At 70.8% G+C, this 18505-nt stretch carries 14 protein-coding genes; all 14 read right to left on the reverse strand.

Annotation, left to right across the window (positions count from 1 at the left end; all coding sequences use genetic code 11):
- Positions 1–317 precede the first annotated feature (317 nt).
- Positions 318–2447: a DNA helicase RecQ gene (gene recQ, locus ACFW6P_RS18795; protein WP_386424165.1), complete on the reverse strand. Its 2130-nt coding sequence runs from the start codon at positions 2445–2447 to the stop codon at positions 318–320.
- Positions 2448–2685: 238 nt separating this feature from the next.
- Positions 2686–4335: an NADH-quinone oxidoreductase subunit NuoN gene (nuoN, locus tag ACFW6P_RS18800; RefSeq protein ID WP_386349469.1), complete on the reverse strand. Its 1650-nt coding sequence runs from the start codon at positions 4333–4335 to the stop codon at positions 2686–2688.
- Positions 4332–5903: an NADH-quinone oxidoreductase subunit M gene (locus ACFW6P_RS18805; protein WP_386349467.1), complete on the reverse strand. Its 1572-nt coding sequence runs from the start codon at positions 5901–5903 to the stop codon at positions 4332–4334. The genes nuoN and ACFW6P_RS18805 overlap by 4 nt, the downstream gene beginning before the upstream one ends.
- Before the next feature lie 5 nt (positions 5904–5908).
- Entirely contained in the window at positions 5909–7900 is a 1992-nt protein-coding gene (gene nuoL, locus ACFW6P_RS18810) for an NADH-quinone oxidoreductase subunit L (RefSeq protein WP_386424166.1), read from the reverse strand.
- A 15-nt stretch (positions 7901–7915) separates the two neighbouring features.
- Complete coding sequence (nuoK, locus tag ACFW6P_RS18815) at positions 7916–8215, reverse strand: NADH-quinone oxidoreductase subunit NuoK (protein ID WP_003992252.1); 300 nt, start codon at positions 8213–8215, stop codon at positions 7916–7918.
- Positions 8212–9054: an NADH-quinone oxidoreductase subunit J gene (locus tag ACFW6P_RS18820; RefSeq protein ID WP_386349461.1), complete on the reverse strand. Its 843-nt coding sequence runs from the start codon at positions 9052–9054 to the stop codon at positions 8212–8214. Before ACFW6P_RS18820 ends, nuoK begins: the two co-directional genes overlap by 4 nt.
- Positions 9051–9716, reverse strand: coding sequence for an NADH-quinone oxidoreductase subunit NuoI (gene nuoI / locus ACFW6P_RS18825; protein WP_386349458.1), 666 nt, complete (start codon positions 9714–9716; stop codon positions 9051–9053). The genes ACFW6P_RS18820 and nuoI overlap by 4 nt, the downstream gene beginning before the upstream one ends.
- Positions 9709–11085, reverse strand: coding sequence for an NADH-quinone oxidoreductase subunit NuoH (gene nuoH, locus ACFW6P_RS18830; RefSeq protein ID WP_386424167.1), 1377 nt, complete (start codon positions 11083–11085; stop codon positions 9709–9711). Before nuoH ends, nuoI begins: the two co-directional genes overlap by 8 nt.
- Positions 11082–13586 (reverse strand): NADH-quinone oxidoreductase subunit G, encoded by a 2505-nt coding sequence (locus tag ACFW6P_RS18835; protein ID WP_386424169.1) that lies wholly within the window; start codon positions 13584–13586, stop codon positions 11082–11084. The genes nuoH and ACFW6P_RS18835 overlap by 4 nt, the downstream gene beginning before the upstream one ends.
- Entirely contained in the window at positions 13583–14929 is a 1347-nt protein-coding gene (nuoF, locus tag ACFW6P_RS18840; protein ID WP_386349450.1) for an NADH-quinone oxidoreductase subunit NuoF, read from the reverse strand. The genes ACFW6P_RS18835 and nuoF overlap by 4 nt, the downstream gene beginning before the upstream one ends.
- Entirely contained in the window at positions 14929–15840 is a 912-nt protein-coding gene (gene nuoE / locus ACFW6P_RS18845) for an NADH-quinone oxidoreductase subunit NuoE (protein WP_386349448.1), read from the reverse strand. The genes nuoF and nuoE overlap by 1 nt, the downstream gene beginning before the upstream one ends.
- Positions 15837–17213 carry an NADH-quinone oxidoreductase subunit D gene (locus tag ACFW6P_RS18850; protein WP_386349446.1) on the reverse strand — a complete coding sequence of 459 codons (1377 nt, stop codon included), beginning with the start codon at positions 17211–17213 and terminating at the stop codon, positions 15837–15839. The genes nuoE and ACFW6P_RS18850 overlap by 4 nt, the downstream gene beginning before the upstream one ends.
- Positions 17210–17950 (reverse strand): NADH-quinone oxidoreductase subunit C, encoded by a 741-nt coding sequence (locus ACFW6P_RS18855; protein WP_386424171.1) that lies wholly within the window; start codon positions 17948–17950, stop codon positions 17210–17212. The genes ACFW6P_RS18850 and ACFW6P_RS18855 overlap by 4 nt, the downstream gene beginning before the upstream one ends.
- Positions 17947–18501 (reverse strand): NADH-quinone oxidoreductase subunit B family protein, encoded by a 555-nt coding sequence (locus ACFW6P_RS18860; protein WP_018528252.1) that lies wholly within the window; start codon positions 18499–18501, stop codon positions 17947–17949. The genes ACFW6P_RS18855 and ACFW6P_RS18860 overlap by 4 nt, the downstream gene beginning before the upstream one ends.
- Between the last annotated feature and the right edge of the window lie 4 nt (positions 18502–18505).

Here is an 18505-nt window from a genome sequence, read left to right on the forward strand (position 1 = left end):
TGCAGCCCGTTCTTCCGGGCTTGAGGTCAGCCCGGCCGTGCTTCCAGTCCTCCGGATCGGGCCAGGGACCAGCCCGGCCCTCCATCCACTCCTCCGGGCTTGAGGTCAGCCCGGCCTCACATCCAGCCCTCCGGCTCGGGCTCGGCGTCCATCTCGGGCCAGTCCTCCGGCTCGGGCCAGGCATCAACCCAGCCCTGCATCCCGTCCTTCCGGGCTTGAGGTCAGCCCGGCCGTGCTTCCAGTCCTCCGGATCGGGCCAGGGACCAGCCCGGCCCTCCATCCACTCCTCCCAAATCGGGCCAGGGATCAACCCGGCCTCACATCCAGTCCTCCGGCTCGGGCTCGGCGTCCATCTCGGGCCAGTCGTCCGGATCCGCCGGGCCGCCCGCGTCGGGGCCGGACGCGTGGTCCGGAGCAGGAGGGGAGGGCCGGCCCGGCTCCCGGCCCGAGGACGTGCCAGGGCCACCGCCGAGCGACGCGAGCACCTCCAGCACCCCCTCCCCGTACGTGGCCAGCTTCTTCTCCCCGACCCCGCTGATCCCGCCGAGCTCCGCCACCGACGCCGGCCACGCCAGGGCGATCTCCCTCAGCGTGGCGTCGTGGAAGATGACGTACGCCGGGACGCCCTGCTCGCGGGCCTGTTCGGCCCGCCAGGCGCGCAGTGCCTCGAACGCGGGCAGCAACTCCTCCGGCAGCTCGGCCGCGACCGCCTTGCCCTTGCGCTCCCCCCGCCCGGAGCCCGAGGCCGACGAGGAGCCCGACCGGGACGTCACCGGCTTCTTCGGCTCCTTGCGCAGCGGCACCTCCCGCTCCCGCCGCAGCACCGCCCCGCTGGCCTCGGTCAGCACCAGCGTGCCGTACTCGCCCTCCACCGCGAGCAGGCCCTGGGCAAGCAACTGCCGGATGACACCCCGCCATTCGCCCTCGGTCAGATCGTCGCCGATGCCGAACACCGACAGCTGGTCGTGGTCGAACTGGATCACCTTGCCGGTGCGCTTGCCCAGCAGGATGTCGACGATCTGCACCGCGCCGAACTTCTGCCCGCGCTCCCGCTGCAGCCGCACCACCGTCGACAGCACCTTCTGCGCCGCGACCGTGCCGTCCCAGGTCTCCGGCGGGGTCAGGCAGGTGTCGCAGTTGCCGCAGCCTGCCGGGTCGGGGTCCTGGCCGAAGTAGGCGAGGAGCTGGGCCCGGCGGCACTGCGACGTCTCGCACATCGCCAGCATGGCGTCCAGGTGGGACTGGGCACGGCGCCGGAAGGCATCGTCGCCCTCGCCGGACTGGATCAGCTTGCGCTGCTGTATGACGTCGTTCAGGCCGTAGGCCATCCAGGCCGTCGACGGCAGACCGTCACGGCCGGCCCGGCCCGTCTCCTGGTAGTAGCCCTCGACCGACTTGGGCAGGTCGAGGTGGGCCACGAAGCGGACGTCCGGCTTGTCGATGCCCATGCCGAAGGCGATGGTCGCCACCACGACCAGGCCGTCCTCGCGCAGGAAGCGCGACTGGTGCGCCGCGCGCGTGCCCGCGTCCAGACCCGCGTGGTACGGCACCGCCTCGATGCCGTTGCGGCTGAGGAACTCGGCGGTCTTCTCCACCGAGTTGCGCGACAGGCAGTAGACGATGCCCGCGTCGCCCGGGTGCTCCTCGCGCAGGAAGCTCAGCAGCTGCTTCTTCGGGTCGGCCTTCGGCACGATCCGGTACTGGATGTTGGGCCGGTCGAAGCTCGCCACGAAGTGCCGGGCCGAGGGCATGTTCAGCCGCTCGGTGATCTCCTGGTGCGTCGCCCGCGTGGCCGTCGCCGTGAGCGCGACGCGGGGTACGTCCGGCCAGCGCTCGCCGAGCAGGGACAGGGCCAGGTAGTCGGGGCGGAAGTCGTGGCCCCACTGGGAGACGCAGTGCGCCTCGTCGATCGCGAAGAGGGAGATCTTGCCGCGCGAGAGCAGATCGAGCGTGCTCTCCAGCCGCAGCCGCTCGGGCGCCAGGTAGAGCAGGTCGAGCTCGCCGGCGAGGAACTGCGCCTCCACCACCCGCCGCTCGTCGAAGTCCAGCGTGGAGTTCACGAACCCGGCCCGCACGCCCAGCGCCCGCAGCGCGTCCACCTGGTCCTGCATGAGGGCGATCAGCGGGGAGACGACCACGCCCGTGCCGGGCCGGACCAGGGACGGGATCTGGTAGCAGAGCGACTTGCCGCCGCCGGTCGGCATGAGCACGACCGCGTCGCCGCCCGCGACGACATGGTCGATGACGGCTTCCTGCTCGCCGCGGAAGGCGCCGTAGCCGAAGACGCGGTGCAGCGCGGCCAGCGCCTCACTGGCGTCGGCCCCGAGCGGCCCGGCCGGGTCCCCGGCACCCGCACCGGCCGCAGCCCCGGCCCCGGCCCCGGCCCCGAATTCTGCCTCGATTCCCGCCCCGGCCCCGGTTCCGCTCTCCGCGTCCCGTTCCGTCATCACACCCGTCCCGCCCGTCGCGCCCATCGTTGCGTCCCCCGTTGTCGCCCCTCGACCACTGCGTCCACCATAGGCGCCCGCACCGACAGCCCCGGAGTCGTCCACAGGTCCCGCCGCACACCCGCCCGCGAGGGCACCTCACTCGCACTCACGTTCGCACCGACCGGTGGACGGCCCGCGAAAAGCGGTGGGACCCGGCTCCCGAAGGAGCCCGGGTCCCACCGGACGGACGCGGGCGTCAGCGGACGAACACGCTCGCCTGCCCCGCCAGATCCAGGAAGTACTGCGGCGCCACACCGAGCACCAGCGTGACCGCCACCCCGATCCCGATGGCCGTGATCGTCAGCGGCGACGGCACCGCCACCGTCGGGCCCTCCGGCCGGGGCTCGCTGAAGAACATCAGCACGATGACCCGGATGTAGAAGAACGCCGCGATCGCCGACGAGATCACGCCGATCACCACGAGCGGGGCCGCCCCGCCGTCCGCCGCCGCCTTGAACACGGCGAACTTCCCGGCGAACCCTGAGGTCAGCGGAATGCCGGCGAAGGCCAGCAGGAACACCGCGAACACGGCCGCCACCAGGGGCGAGCGGCGGCCGAGCCCCGCCCACTTGGACAGGTGCGTCGCCTCACCGCCCGCGTCGCGCACCAGCGTGACCACCGCGAAGGCGCCGATCGTCACGAACGAGTACGCGGCCAGGTAGAACAGCACCGACGAGACGCCGTCCGGCGTGGTCGCGATGACACCCGCGAGGATGAACCCGGCGTGCGCGATCGACGAGTACGCCAGCAGCCGCTTGATGTCGGTCTGCGTGATCGCGACGATCGCACCGCCCAGCATCGTGACGATCGCCACCGCCCACATCACCGGCCGCCAGTCCCAGCGCAGCCCCGGCAGGACGACGTACAGCAGGCGCAGCAGCGCGCCGAACGCGGCCACCTTCGTCGCCGCCGCCATGAAGCCGGTCACCGGGGTGGGCGCGCCCTGGTACACGTCCGGCGTCCACATGTGGAACGGCACCGCGCCCACCTTGAACAGCAGGCCCATCAGCAGCAGCGCGGCGCCGACCAGCAGCAGCGCGTCGTTGCCCATGGTGCCGGCGAGCGCCGGGTTGACGTCCTGCACAGTGCCCTCGACGACCTGCGCGATCGTGGCGTACGACATCGAGCCCGCGTAGCCGTAGAGGAGCGCGATGCCGAACAGCGTGAACGCGGAGGCGAACGCGCCGAGCAGGAAGTACTTGACCGCCGCCTCCTGCGACATCAGCCGCTTCCGGCGGGCCAGCGCGCACAGCAGGTACAGCGGGAGGGAGAAGACCTCCAGCGCGACGAACAGCGTCAGCAGGTCGTTGGCCGCCGGGAAGACCAGCATGCCGGCGACGGCGAACAGCAGCAGCGGGAACACCTCGGTGGTGGTGAACCCGGCCTTGACCGCGGCCTTCTCGCTGTCGCTGCCCGGCACGGACGCGGCCTGCGCGGCGAAGGAGTCGACGCGGTTGCCGTGCGCCGCCGGGTCCAGGCGCCGCTCGGCGAAGGTGAACAGGCCGACCAGGCCCGCCAGCAGGATCGTGCCCTGCAGGAACAGGGCCGGTCCGTCCACGGCGAGCGCGCCCATCGCCGCGACGCGCGCCTTGGTCGTGCCGAACCCGTCCGCCGCGAGCGCCACGACCGCGGCGAAAGCGGCGGCGAGCGCCACGACGGACACGAACATCTGGACGTGGTAGCGCGTTCTGCGCGGAACGAGCGCCTCGACGAGGATCCCGACGATCGCCGCGCCGACGACGATCAGGACGGGCGCCAGCTGCCCGTACTCGAACTTCGGCGCGTCGATCTTGGTGATCGGTTCGGCCGCGGTTGTCCACAGGCTGTGGACGGCTGATGCGCTCACTTGGCCGCCTCCACCTCGGGCTGGGGGTCCTTCTTCTGTACGTCGGACATGGTGTGCTCGACCGCCGGGTTGACGATGTCCGTGACGGGCTTCGGGTAGACGCCCAGGAAGATCAGCAGGACGACCAGCGGGGCGACGACCACGAGCTCCCGGACCTTGAGGTCCGCCATCGCACCGACCTCGGGTCTCACCGGGCCCGTCATCGTCCGCTGGTACAGGACGAGCGTGTAGAGCGCGGCGAGGACGATGCCGAACGTGGCGATGATGCCGATGACCGGGTAGCGCGTGAACGTGCCGACCAGGACCAGGAACTCGCTGACGAACGGCGCCAGGCCCGGCAGGGACAGGGTGGCGAGGCTGCCGATCAGGAACGTGCCGGCGAGCACCGGGGCGACCTTCTGCACCCCGCCGTAGTCGGCGATGAGCCGGGAGCCGCGCCGCGAGATCAGGAAGCCGGCGATCAGCATCAGCACGGCCGTCGAGATGCCGTGGTTGACCATGTAGAGCGTCGCCCCGGACTGGCCCTGGCTGGTCATCGCGAAGATGCCCATGATGATGAAGCCGAAGTGGGAGATCGACGCGTAGGCCACCAGCCGCTTGATGTCCCGCTGGCCGACCGCGAGCAACGCCCCGTAGATGATGCTGATCAGCGCCAGGACGAGGATCACGGGCGTCGCCCACTTGCTGGCCTCCGGGAAGAGCTGGAGGCAGAAGCGGAGCATCGCGAAGGTGCCGACCTTGTCGACGACCGCCGTGATGAGGACCGCGACCGGAGCCGTCGACTCCTGCATCGCGTTGGGCAGCCAGGTGTGCAGCGGCCACAGCGGCGCCTTCACCGCGAAGGCGAGGAAGAAGCCCAGGAACAGCCAGCGCTCGGTGTTCGTCGCCATGTCCAGCGAGCCGTCGGCCCGGGCCGCGGCGATCTCCTGGAGCGAGAAGTTCCCGGCGACGACGTACAGGCCGATCACCGCGGCCAGCATGATCAGACCGCCGGCCAGGTTGTAGAGGAGGAACTTCACCGCCGCGTAGGACCGCTGGGTCGCCGCAGCCTTCTCACCGTGCTCGTGGGCACGGTCCCCGAAGCCGCCGATGAGGAAGTACATCGGGATCAGCATGGCTTCGAAGAAGATGTAGAAGAGGAAGACGTCGGTGGCCTCGAAGGAGAGGATCACCATCGCCTCGACGGCCAGGATCAGGGCGAAGAAGCCCTGCGTCGGCCGCCACCGGCTGCTGCCGGTCTCCAGGGGGTCGGCGTCGTGCCAGCCCGCGAGGATGATGAACGGGATCAGCAGGGCCGTGAGCCCGATCAGCGCCACGCCGATGCCGTCCACGCCCAGTTCGTAGCGGACGCCGAAGTCGGCGATCCAGGCGTGGGACTCGGTGAGCTGGTAGCGGTCGCCGCCCGGGTCGAAGCGGACCAGGACGACGATCGCGAGGACGAGCGTGGCGAGCGAGAAGAGCAGCGCCAGCCACTTGGCGGCGGTGCGCTTCGCGGCGGGGACGGCGGCCGTGGCGATCGCCCCGACGGCCGGGAGCGCCGCTGTCGCTGTCAGCAGGGGAAAGGACATCGGAATCAGACCGCCCTCATCAGCAGGGTCGCGGCGACGATGAGCGCCGCGCCGCCGAACATCGAGACCGCGTAGGAGCGGGCGAAGCCGTTCTGCAGCCTGCGCATCCGCCCGGACAGGCCGCCGACCGAGGCCGCCGTGCCGTTGACGACGCCGTCGACCAGGGTGTGGTCGACGTACACCAGGGACCGCGTGAGGTGCTCGCCGCCGCGGACCAGGACGACGTGGTTGAAGTCGTCCTGGAGCAGGTCGCGGCGGGCGGCCCGGGTGAGCAGCGAGCCGCGCGGGGCGACCGCCGGGACCGGGCGGCGGCCGTACTGCGCCCAGGCGACGGCCACACCGATGACCATGCACGCCACGGTCGCGCCGGTGACCACGCCCGCGCTGATCGGCGGATGGCCGTGGCTGTGGCCGGTGACGGGCTCCAGCCAGTGCAGGAAGCGGTCGCCGATGCTGAACAGCGCGCCGCCCGCCACCGATCCGACGGCCAGCACGATCATCGGGATCGTCATGACCTTGGGCGACTCGTGCGGGTGCGGCGGGCCCGCCGCGGCAGCGGCATGTCCGGATTCAGCCGCGCCGCGCGTCTGGGCGGCGGGCTCCACGTCCGGCTGCGCCGGGGACGGCGTCGGGGCGTCGCGCCAGCGCTCCTCGCCGAAGAACGTCATCAGCATCACGCGCGTCATGTAGTACGCGGTGATGGCCGCGCCGAGCAGGGCGCAGGCGCCGAGGATCCAGCCCTCGGTGCCGCCCTTGGCGAACGCCGACTCGATGATCTTGTCCTTGGAGAAGAAGCCGGACAGGCCCGGGAAGCCGATGATCGCGAGGTAGCCGAGACCGAAGGTGACGAAGGTGACCGGCATGTACGTGCGCAGGCCGCCGTACCTGCGCATGTCCACCTCGTCGTTCATGCCGTGCATGACCGAGCCGGCGCCGAGGAACAGCCCGGCCTTGAAGAAGCCGTGCGTCACCAGGTGCATGATCGCGAAGACGTAGCCGATGGGGCCGAGGCCCGCGGCGAGGACCATGTAGCCGATCTGCGACATGGTCGAGCCGGCCAGGGCCTTCTTGATGTCGTCCTTCGCGCAACCGACGATCGCACCGAACAGGAGCGTGACCGCGCCGACGATCGTGACGACCAGCTGCGCGTCCGGGGCGCCGTTGAAGACGGCGGCGGAACGGACGATCAGGTAGACGCCCGCCGTCACCATCGTCGCGGCGTGGATGAGGGCCGAGACCGGGGTGGGGCCCTCCATCGCGTCCCCGAGCCAGGACTGCAGCGGCACCTGGGCGGACTTGCCGCAGGCCGCGAGCAGCAGCATCAGGGCGATGGCGGTGAGCTTGCCCTCGCCCGCCTCACCGGCGAGTCCCGGCTCGGTGAGGCTGCCGAGCACCGGCCCGAAGGCGAACGTGCCGAACCACAGGAACATCAGCATGATCGCGATGGACAGGCCCATGTCGCCGACGCGGTTGACCAGGAAGGCCTTCTTCGCGGCCGTGGCGGCGCTGGGCTTGTGCTGCCAGAAGCCGATCAGCAGGTAGGAGGCGAGACCGACGCCCTCCCAGCCCAGGTACAGCAGCAGGTAGTTGTCGGCGAGGACGAGGATCAGCATCGCCGCGAGGAACAGGTTCAGATAGCCGAAGAAGCGGCGGCGCCGCTCGTCGTGCTCCATGTACCCGACGGAGTACATGTGGATCAGCGATCCGACGCCCGTGATCAGCAGCACGAACGTCATGGACAGCTGGTCGAGCTGGAAGGCGACGTCCGCCTGGAAGCCCTCGACGGGGACCCAGCTGAACAGGCGCTGGGTCATCAGGCGGCTCTCGGCGTCCCGGCCGAGCATGTCGGTGAACAGCACCAGGCCGAGCACGAAGGAGGCGGCCGCGAGCACGGTGCCGAGCCAGTGGCCGACGGCGTCCAGCCGGCGTCCGCCGCACAGCAGGACCGCCGCTCCGAGCAGGGGCGCCGCGATCAGCAGCGCAATCAGGTTCTCCACGATTCTCCCGACCCCTTACAGCTTCATCAGGCTGGCGTCGTCGACCGAGGCCGAGTGGCGGGCACGGAACAGGGACACGATGATCGCGAGCCCGACGACGACCTCCGCGGCGGCGACGACCATCGTGAAGAAGGCGATGATCTGGCCGTCGAGGTTGCCGTGCATCCGGGAGAAGGCGACGAACGCGAGGTTGCAGGCGTTGAGCATGAGCTCGATGCACATGAACACCACGATCGCGTTGCGCCTGATCAGCACGCCGGTGGCGCCGATCGTGAACAGCAGGGCCGCGAGATAGAGGTAGTTGACCGGGTTCACTTCGACGCCTCCTCGGGCCGCTTGAACGTGGCCGGCTCGACGGCCTTGCGCTCCAGGCGCTCCTCGGCACGCTGCTCCAGGGCCCGCAGATCGTTGAGCGCCTCCTGCGAGACGTCGCGGACCTGGCCCCGCTCGCGCAGCGTCTTGCTGACGGTGAGCTCGGAGGGGGTGCCGTCGGGCAGCAGGCCCGCGATGTCGACCGCGTTGTGCCGGGCGTACACACCGGGCGCCGGCAGCGGCGGCAGGTACGTGCCCTCGCGGACGCGCTCCTCGGCGAGCTCCCGCTGCGTCTTGGCGCGCTCCGTGCGCTCGCGGTGGGTGAGCACCATGGCGCCGACGGCGGCCGTGATGAGCAGGGCGCCGGTGATCTCGAACGCGAAGACGTAGCGGGTGAACAGCAGGGCGGCGATGCCCTCCACGTTGCCCCCGGCGTTCGCCTGGCCGATGCCGTTGAACTCCGTCAGGGAGGCGTTGCCGATCCCGGCGATCAGCAGGATGCCGAAGCCGAGCCCGCACAGCAGGGCCAGCCAGCGCTGGCCCTTGATGGTCTCCTTCAGGGAGTCCGCCGCGGTGACGCCGACCAGCATCACCACGAACAGGAACAGCATCATGATCGCGCCCGTGTAGACGACGATCTGGACGACGCCCAGGAAGTAGGCTCCGTTCGCGAGGTAGAACACCGCGAGGACGATCATGGTCCCGGCGAGGCAGAGCGCGCTGTGCACGGCCCTCTTCATGAGGATGGTGCCCAGGGCCCCGAGCACCGCGACGGTGCCCAGGATCCAGAACTGGACGGCCTCTCCGGTGGAGGTGGTGTAGGCGGCGAGCTGGGCGGTCATCGGCGGATCACCTTCTCGGATGCCGGCTCGTCCGGACCGAAGGTCGAGTCGGCCTCCTGCACGACCTCGCCCTTGGACGCGGCGACCTGGCGCTCCGTACCGGGCGCGGCCTCGGTGACCAGGCCCCGGTAGTAGTCCTGTTCGTCCGTGCCGGGGTAGATGGCGTGGGGGGTGTCGACCATGCCCTCCTCCAGACCGGCGAGCAGCTGCTCCTTGGTGTAGATGAGGTTGGCGCGGCTGGAGTCGGCCAGCTCGAACTCGTTGGTCATCGTCAGCGCGCGCGTGGGGCAGGCCTCGATGCACAGGCCGCACAGGATGCAGCGGGCGTAGTTGATCTGGTAGACGCGGCCGTACCGCTCGCCCGGGGAGTAGCGCTCCTCCTCCGTGTTGTCCGCGCCCTCCACGTAGATGGCGTCGGCGGGGCAGGCCCAGGCGCACAGCTCGCAGCCGACGCACTTCTCCAGGCCGTCGGGGTGGCGGTTGAGCTGGTGCCGTCCGTGGAAGCGGGGAGCCGTGGTCTTCGGCTGCTCCGGGTACTGCTCGGTCAGCCGCTTCTTGAACATGGCCTTGAAGGTCACGCCGAAGCCGGCCACCGGGTTCATGAACCCGGGCTTGGTGTCCCTGGGTTCCTCTGCCTTCGAGCGCTCGAGTTCCTCAGCCATCGGACGCCTCCTTTCCCTCCGCAGATCCGCCCGCAGATCCGTCACTGTGAGTATCGGGTCCGCCACTGACAACGAGCTCCCGCTCGGTGCGCGAGCGCCGTCGCGGGACCGGCGGAAGTTCCTGTCCGGGCAGGGGCGGTACGGGGAACCCGCCCGCCATCGGGTCGAAGGCGGCCGGCGCCTCGGCGGGCGGTTCGGCCTTCTTCGCCTTCTCGCGGAACACGTCGGCGACGAAGGAGAGCAGCAGCAGGGCGAGCACGCCGCCGACGACGTAGAGGGCGATGTCGGCGAAGTCGTAGCCCTCGTTGCGCAGGGCCCGGACGCTGGCGACGAGCATCAGCCACACCAGCGAGACCGGGATGAGGACCTTCCAGCCGAGCTTCATCAGCTGGTCGTAGCGGACGCGCGGGAGGGTGCCGCGGATCCAGATGAACATGAACAGCAGCAGCTGCACCTTGACGGTGAACCACAGCAGCGGCCACCAGCCGTGGTTGGCGCCCTCCCAGAAGGTGCTGATCGGCCACGGGGCCCGCCAGCCGCCGAGGAAGAGCGTGGTCGCGACGGCCGAGACGGTCACCATGTTGACGTACTCCGCGAGCATGAACATCGCGAACTTGATCGAGGAGTACTCGGTGTTGAAGCCGCCGACCAGGTCGCCCTCGGACTCCGGCATGTCGAACGGGGCGCGGTTGGTCTCGCCGACCATCGTGACGATGTAGAGGATGAAGGACACCGGCAGCAGCACGACGTACCAGCGGTCGGTCTGCCCCTCGACGATCGTCGACGTCGACATCGACCCGGAGTAGAGGAACACGGAGGCGAAGGCGGCGCCCATCGCGATCTCGTAGGAGATCATCTGCGCGCAGGAGCGCAGGCCGCCCAGCAGCGGGTAGGTCGAGCCGGAGCTCCAGCCCGCCAGCACGATGCCGTAGATGCCGATCGAGGCGACCGCGAGGATGTAGAGCATCGCGATCGGCAGGTCGGTGAGCTGCATCGTGGTGCGCTGGCCGAAGATCGAGATCTCGTTGCCGGCCGGCCCGAAGGGGATCACCGCGATCGCCATGAAGGCCGGGATGGCCGCGACGATCGGCGCGAGGACGTACACCACCTTGTCCGCGCGCTTGACGACCACGTCCTCCTTCAGCATCAGCTTGATGCCGTCGGCGAGCGACTGGAGCATGCCCCAGGGGCCGTGCCGGTTCGGGCCGATGCGCAGCTGCATCCAGGCGACGACCTTGCGCTCCATCACGATGGAGACCAGCACGGTCACCATGAGGAAGGCGAAGCAGAACACCGCCTTGACGACGACCAGCCACCACGGGTCGTGGCCGAACATCGAGAGGTCTTCAGCGGCGAGGTACGGGCTCATGCCTCCACCTCCTTGGGGGCCTCGCCGGCGAGGGTCGCCGGGCCGATGCGGACGAGGGAGCCGGGCCGCGCCCCGGTGTCGGAGGCGACGCCGCCGCCGGTGGAGTTCAGCGGGAGCCAGACCACCCGGTCGGGCATCTCGGTGATCCGCAGCGGGAGTTCGACGGATCCCTGCGGGCCGGTCACCGCGAGGAGGTCGCCCTCCTCGACGCCCGCCTCGGCGGCCGTCGCGGGCGACACGCGCGCGTGGGCGGCGTGCCGGGTGCCCGCCAGCGCCTCGTCGCCCTGCTGCAGGACGCCCTGGTCGAGCAGCAGCCGGTGCCCGGCGAGCACGGCCTCCCCGGCGGCGGGCCGGGGCAGGGCGGCCGCCGTCTCCAGGGGCTCGGTGGCCCCCGGGCCGTGCCAGGCGCCGAGCCGGTCGATCTCCGCGCGCACGGTGCGCAGGTCCGGCAGTCCCAGGTGGACGTCCATGGCGTCGGCGAGCATCTGCAGCACGCGCGCGTCGCCGGGCGCCGGGCGGCGGCTCGTCTGGTCGGGCTTGAGGGCGGCCTCGAAGAAGCGCACCCGGCCTTCCCAGTTGAGGAAGGTGCCGGCCTTCTCGGCGACCGCGGCGACGGGCAGCACCACGTCGGCCTTCCGCGAGACCTCGCTGGGCCGCAGCTCCAGCGAGACCAGGAAGCCGACCTCGTCGAGCGCGGCACGCGCGCGTGCCGGGTCGGGCAGGTCGGCGATCTCCACGCCCGCCACCAGCAGGGCCTGGAGGGCGCCGGTCGCGGCGGCCTCCACGATCTGGCCGGTGTCGCGGCCGTAGCGGTGCGGCAGGGCGGCGACGCCCCAGACGGCGGCGACCTCGTCCCGCGCGCGGGGGTCGATGGCCGGACGCCCGCCCGGCAGCAGCGACGGCAGCGCTCCCACCTCGACGGCTCCGCGCTCTCCGGCCCGGCGCGGGATCCACACCAGGCGTGCGCCGGTCGCGGCGGCGGTGCGGACGGCGGCGGTGAGCCCGCCGGCCACGGCGGCCAGCCGCTCGCCGACCGCGATGACCGCGCCCTCGGCGCGCAGCGCCTCGGCGGCTGTGGCGCCGTCGCCCTCCAGTCCGGCACCGCTCGCGAGCGCGTCCAGCCACTCGGTCTCGGTGCCGGGCGCGGCGGGCAGCAGCGTGCCGCCGGCCTTCTCCAGGCCGCGGGTGGCGTGCGTGGCGAGCGAGAAGGTCCGCTGCCCGTGCTTGCGCCAGGCCTTGCGCAGCCGCAGGAAGACGCCGGGCGCCTCCTCCTCCGCCTCGAACCCGACCAGCAGCACGGCCGGCGCCTTCTCCAGCGCGGTGTAGGTGACACCGCTGCCGTCGAGGTCCCGGCCGCGCCCGGCGATCCGGGCGGCGAGGAAGTCGGCCTCCTCGCCACTGTGCACGCGCGCGCGGAAGTCGATGTCGTTGGTGTCGAGCGCCACCCGCGCGAACTTGCTGTACGCGTAGGCGTCCTCGACGGTGAGGCGGCCGCCGGTCAGCACGCCGGTGCGGCCCCGCGAGGCCAGCAGGCCCTGCGCCGCGATCTGCAGCGCCTCGGGCCAGGAGGCGGGCTCCAGCTCGCCCTCCGCGTTGCGCACCAGCGGCGTGTCAAGCCGGTCGCGCTGCTGTGCGTACCGGAAGGCGAACCGCCCCTTGTCGCAGATCCACTCCTCGTTGACCTCGGGGTCCTCGGCGGCGAGCCGCCGCATGACCTTGCCGCGCCGGTGGTCGGTGCGCGTGGCGCAGCCGCCGGAGCAGTGCTCGCACACCGACGGGGAGGAGACGAGGTCGAACGGGCGGGAGCGGAACCGGTAGGCCGCCGAGGTCAGCGCCCCGACCGGGCAGATCTGGATGGTGTTGCCGGAGAAGTACGACTCGAACGGGTCGCCCTCGCCGGTGCCGACCTGCTGCAGCGCGCCCCGCTCGATCAGCTCGATCATCGGGTCGCCCGCGACCTGGTTGGAGAACCGGGTGCAGCGGGCGCACAGCACGCACCGCTCGCGGTCGAGCAGCACCTGCGTGGAGATCGGGACGGGCTTCTCGTAGGTCCGCTTGCGGCCGTCGAAGCGGGACTCGGCGTCGCCGTGCGACATGGCCTGGTTCTGCAGCGGGCACTCGCCGCCCTTGTCGCAGACCGGGCAGTCCAGCGGGTGGTTGATGAGCAGCAGCTCCATCACACCCTTCTGGGCCTTCTCCGCGACCGGCGAGGTGAGGTGGGTCTTGACGACCATCCCGTCGGTGCAGGTGATGGTGCAGGACGCCATGGGCTTGCGCTGGCCCTCGACCTCGACGATGCACTGGCGGCAGGCGCCGGCCGGGTCGAGGAGGGGGTGGTCGCAGAACCGGGGGATCTCGATGCCCAGTTGCTCGGCGGCCCGGATGACCAGGGTGCCCTTGGGCACGCTGATCTCGGCGCCGTCGATCGTCAGCGACACGAGGTCCTCCGGCGGGACCGCCGCTGCTCCCCCGCCGGAGGGAGAGCTGGTGGTCACGGTCATGCGTTCACCTCCGTGCGGTCGGCCCAGGCCGTCGACCTGGCCGGGTCGAAGGGGCAGCCCCGGCCCGTGATGTGCTGCTCGTACTCCTCGCGGAAGTACGTGAGCGAGGAGAAGATGGGCGAGGCGGCGCCGTCGCCGAGGGCGCAGAAGGACTTGCCGTTGATGTTGTCGGCGATGTCGTTCAGCTTGTCGAGGTCGGACATCCGTCCCTTGCCGGCCTCGATGTCGCGCAGCAGCTGCACGAGCCAGTAGGTGCCCTCGCGGCAGGGCGTGCACTTGCCGCAGGACTCGTGGGCGTAGAACTCGGTCCAGCGGGTGACGGCGCGGACCACGCAGGTCGTCTCGTCGAAGCACTGGAGCGCCTTGGTGCCGAGCATGGAACCGGCGGCACCCACTCCCTCGTAGTCCAGGGGGACGTCGAGGTGCTCGTCGGTGAACATCGGGGTCGAGGAGCCGCCCGGCGTCCAGAACTTCAGGCGGTGCCCGGGGCGCATGCCGCCGCTCATCTCCAGCAGCTGGCGGAGCGTGATCCCGAGCGGGGCCTCGTACTGGCCGGGGCTGGCGACGTGGCCGGACAGGGAGTAGAGCGTGAAGCCGGGTGACTTCTCGCTGCCCATCGACCGGAACCACTCCTTGCCCCGCTGCATGATCGCGGGAACCGACGCGATGGACTCGACGTTGTTCACCACGGTCGGGCACGCGTAGAGGCCCGCGACGGCGGGGAAGGGGGGACGCAGCCGCGGCTGGCCGCGGCGGCCTTCGAGCGAGTCGAGCAGCGCGGTCTCCTCACCGCAGATGTACGCGCCCGCGCCCGCGTGCACGGTGATGTCGAGGTTCAGTCCGCTGCCGAGGATGTTCTCTCCGAGGAAGCCCGCCTCGTGGGCCTCGCGCACGGCGGAGTGCAACCGCCGCAGGACGGGGACGACTTCACCCCGCAGGTAGATGAAGGCGTGCGACGACCGGATGGCCCAGCACGCGATGATCATGCCCTCGATGAGGCTGTGCGGGTTCGCGAGGAGGAGCGGGATGTCCTTGCACGTCCCCGGCTCCGACTCGTCGGCGTTGACGACGAGGTAGTGCGGCTTGCCGTCCCCCTGCGGAATGAACTGCCACTTCATCCCGGTGGGGAAGCCCGCTCCGCCGCGTCCGCGCAGACCGGAGTCCTTGACGTAGGCGATCACCTCGTCCGGTGACAGGGCGAGCGCCTTGCGGAGCCCTTCGTAGCCGTCGTGCCGGCGGTACACGTCGAGCGTCCAGGACCTGTCCTGGTCCCAGAAGGCCGACAGCACCGGTGCGAGCAGCTTCTCGGGGCTCGTGTCCTTCAGCTCGGGTGCCAAGGTCATCACTCCCCCTCCTCGGCGGTGGGCCCGGCCGAATCGGCGGGGCGGGGCGAAGCCCCTCCATCAGGGGTGGCGGGGGGCGACGGGTGGGCGGGGTCGGAGGCCGATGTGTCCTGTGGCGCGTCGTGGGAGCTCAGGTGCTCCGTCGGTGACGGCTCGTGCGGTGCGCCGGTGCGGGCCGCCTCACCGCGCGGGTGCACCACGCGTGCGGGAGCGCTCTCCCCCTTGGCGAGCTTCAGTCCGACCAGCGAGGCGGGCCCCGCGCTGCCGCCGGACTCGACGGCCCCGTCCCGCTCGTCGGGGAAGCCGGCCAGGATGCGGGCGGTGTCCTTGAAGGTGCACAGCGGCGCCCCGCGCGTGGGCGTCACCGGCCGGCCCGCGCGCAGGTCGTCGACCAGGCGCTTGGCGCTGTCCGGGGTCTGGTTGTCGAAGAACTCCCAGTTGACCATCACGACCGGTGCGAAGTCGCAGGCCGCGTTGCACTCGATGTGCTCCAGGGTGACCTTGCCGTCGCCGGTGGTCTCGCCGTTGCCGACGCCCAGGTGCTCCTGCAGCTCCTCGAAGATCGCGTCGCCGCCCATCACCGCGCACAGCGTGTTGGTGCAGACGCCCACCTGGTAGTCGCCGCTCGGCCTGCGCCGGTACATCGTGTAGAAGGTGGCGACGGCGGTGACCTCGGCCGTGGTCAGGCCGAGGACGTCCGCGCAGAACCGCATGCCGGTGCGCGTGACGTGCCCCTCCTCGGACTGCACGAGGTGCAGCAGCGGCAGGAGGGCGGACCGGGAGTCCGGGTAGCGGGCGATGATCTCGCGCGCGTCGGTCTCCAGGCGGGCCCGGACGTCGTCCGGGTAGGCGGGTGCGGGCAGTTCGGGCATGCCCAGGCTGACGCCCCGCTCGGAGGAAGAGGTGGTCACCGGTCGACGCCTCCCATCACGGGGTCGATGGACGCGACGGCGACGATGACGTCGGCGACCTGGCCGCCCTCGCACATCGCCGCCATCGCCTGCAGGTTGGTGAAGGACGGGTCGCGGAAGTGGACCCGGTAGGGGCGGGTGCCGCCGTCGGAGACGACGTGCACCCCGAGTTCGCCCTTGGGCGACTCGACCGCCGCGTAGACCTGGCCAGGCGGGACCCGGAAGCCCTCGGTGACCAGCTTGAAGTGGTGGATCAGGGCCTCCATGGAGGTGCCCATGATCTTCTTGATGTGGTCGAGGGAGTTGCCGAGCCCGTCGGGCCCCAGGGCGAGCTGGGCGGGCCAGGCGATCTTCTTGTCGGCGACCATGACCGGGCCGGGCTGGAGCCGGTCCAGGCACTGCTCGACGATCCTGAGCGACTGGCGCATCTCCTCCAGCCGGATCAGGAAGCGGCCGTAGGAGTCGCAGGTGTCGGCGGTGGGGATCTCGAAGTCGTACGTCTCGTAGCCGCAGTACGGCTGGGCCTTGCGCAGGTCGTGCGGCAGGCCGGTGGAGCGCAGGATCGGTCCCGTCGCGCCGAGGGCCATGCAGCCGGCCAGGTCGAGGTAGCCGACGTCCTGCATACGGGCCTTGAAGATGGGGTTCCCGGTGGCGAGCTTGTCGTACTCCGGGAGGTTCTTCTTCATCTTCTTCACGAACTCGCGGATCCGGTCCACCGCGCCGGGCGGCAGGTCCTGGGCGAGGCCGCCGGGGCGGATGTACGCGTGGTTCATCCGCAGGCCGGTGATCAGCTCGTAGATGTCGAGAATGAGTTCACGATCACGGAACCCGTAGATCATGATCGTGGTGGCGCCCAGCTCCATGCCGCCGGTGGCGATGCACACCAGGTGCGAGGAGAGCCGGTTCAGCTCCATCAGGAGCACGCGGATGATCGAGGCGCGGTCCGGGATCTGGTCCTCGATGCCGAGGAGCTTCTCGACGCCGAGGCAGTACGCCGTCTCGTTGAAGAACGGCGTGAGGTAGTCCATGCGCGTCACGAAGGTGGTGCCCTGCGTCCACGTGCGGTACTCGAGGTTCTTCTCGATGCCGGTGTGCAGGTAACCGATTCCGCAGCGGGCCTCGGCGACCGTCTCGCCCTCGATCTCCAGGATCAGGCGGAGCACGCCGTGCGTGGACGGGTGTTGCGGGCCCATGTTGACGACGATGCGCTCGTCGTCGGCGCGGGCGGCGGACTGGACGACCTCGTCCCAGTCGCCACCGGTGACGGTGTAGACGGTGCCCTCGGTGGTCTCCCGGGGGGAGGCCACCGAGGAGGCGGTCCCGGAGGGACTCGATGAGGGGTGGTGGCCGGGCGACGGGTTGGGAGTGCTCATGAGTAGGACCTCCGCTGGTCCGGAGCCGGGATCTGGGCGCCCTTGTACTCGACGGGGATGCCGCCGAGGGGGTAGTCCTTGCGCTGCGGGAAGCCCTGCCAGTCGTCCGGCATCATGATCCGCGTCAGGGCCGGGTGGCCGTCGAAGACGATGCCGAAGAAGTCGTACGTCTCGCGCTCGTGCCAGTCGTTCGTCGGATAGACCGAGAACAGCGACGGGATGTGCGGGTCGCTGTCGGGGGCGCTGACCTCCAGCCGGATCACCCGGTTGTGGGTGATCGAGCGCAGGTGGTAGACGGCGTGCAGCTCTCGGCCCTTGTCGTTCGGGTAGTGGACGCCGCTGACGCCGGTGCACAGCTCGAAGCGCAGGGCCGGGTCGTCGCGCAGGGTGCGGGCGACGAGGACCAGGTGCTCGCGCTCGATGTGGAAGGTCAGCTCGTCGCGGTCGACGACCGTCCTCTCGATGGCGTTCTGGGGCGGCAGGCCCTGTTCCTCCAGGGCGCCCTCCAGCTCGTCGGCGACCTCGTCGAACCAGCCGCCGTAGGGGCGGGCCGCCGGTCCCGGGAGGCGGACCGAGCGGACCAGGCCGCCGTAACCGGAGGTGTCGCCGCCGTTGTTGGCGCCGAACATGCCGCGCTGGACGCGGATCTCCTCGCCGCCCTGGCCGCGCTGGCCCGGGAGGTTCTCCGCGGAGAGCTCCTTCTCGGGGTTGACCCCGTCGCCGTTCGCGTCGCTCATCGCAGCAGCCCCTTCATCTCGATCGTGGGCAGGGCCTTGAGCGCCGCCTCCTCCGCCTCGCGGGCCGCCTCCTCGGCGTTCACGCCGAGCTTGGAGGACTGGATCTTCTGGTGGAGCTTGAGGATGGCGTCCATCAGCATCTCCGGCCGCGGCGGGCAGCCGGGCAGGTAGATGTCGACCGGCACGATGTGGTCGACGCCCTGGACGATCGCGTAGTTGTTGAACATGCCGCCGGAGGAGGCGCAAACCCCCATGGAGATCACCCACTTGGGGTTCGGCATCTGGTCGTAGACCTGCCGGAGCACCGGCGCCATCTTCTGGCTGACCCGGCCGGCGACGATCATCAGGTCCGCCTGGCGCGGCGAGCCACGGAAGACCTCCATGCCGAAGCGCGCCAGGTCGTAGCGGCCGGCGCCGGTGGTCATCATCTCGATGGCACAGCAGGCGAGGCCGAACGTGGCGGGAAAGACGGACGACTTGCGCACCCAGCCCGCGGCCTGCTCGACGGTGGTCAGCAGGAAGCCGCTCGGCAGCTTTTCTTCGAGTCCCATGACG

Origin of the sequence: Streptomyces sp. NPDC058741 (assembly GCF_042746715.1) — a bacterium.
Classification (GTDB): Bacteria; Actinomycetota; Actinomycetes; order Streptomycetales; family Streptomycetaceae; genus Streptomyces.

Bases quoted from the DNA above. Each gene is read 5' to 3' on its own strand.
- nuoI (WP_386349458.1), bottom strand. From the start codon at position 9,716: ATGGCTGAGGAACTCGAGCGCTCGAAGGCAGAGGAACCCAGGGACACC.
- ACFW6P_RS18820 (WP_386349461.1), bottom strand. From the start codon at position 9,054: ATGACCGCCCAGCTCGCCGCCTACACCACCTCCACCGGAGAGGCCGTC.
- nuoF (WP_386349450.1), bottom strand. From the start codon at position 14,929: ATGACCTTGGCACCCGAGCTGAAGGACACGAGCCCCGAGAAGCTGCTC.
- ACFW6P_RS18850 (WP_386349446.1), bottom strand. From the start codon at position 17,213: ATGAGCACTCCCAACCCGTCGCCCGGCCACCACCCCTCATCGAGTCCC.
- nuoH (WP_386424167.1), bottom strand. From the start codon at position 11,085: ATGAGCCCGTACCTCGCCGCTGAAGACCTCTCGATGTTCGGCCACGAC.
- recQ (WP_386424165.1), bottom strand. From the start codon at position 2,447: ATGACGGAACGGGACGCGGAGAGCGGAACCGGGGCCGGGGCGGGAATC.
- ACFW6P_RS18855 (WP_386424171.1), bottom strand. From the start codon at position 17,950: ATGAGCGACGCGAACGGCGACGGGGTCAACCCCGAGAAGGAGCTCTCC.
- ACFW6P_RS18835 (WP_386424169.1), bottom strand. From the start codon at position 13,586: ATGACCGTGACCACCAGCTCTCCCTCCGGCGGGGGAGCAGCGGCGGTC.
- ACFW6P_RS18860 (WP_018528252.1), bottom strand. From the start codon at position 18,501: ATGGGACTCGAAGAAAAGCTGCCGAGCGGCTTCCTGCTGACCACCGTC.
- ACFW6P_RS18805 (WP_386349467.1), bottom strand. From the start codon at position 5,903: ATGTCCTTTCCCCTGCTGACAGCGACAGCGGCGCTCCCGGCCGTCGGG.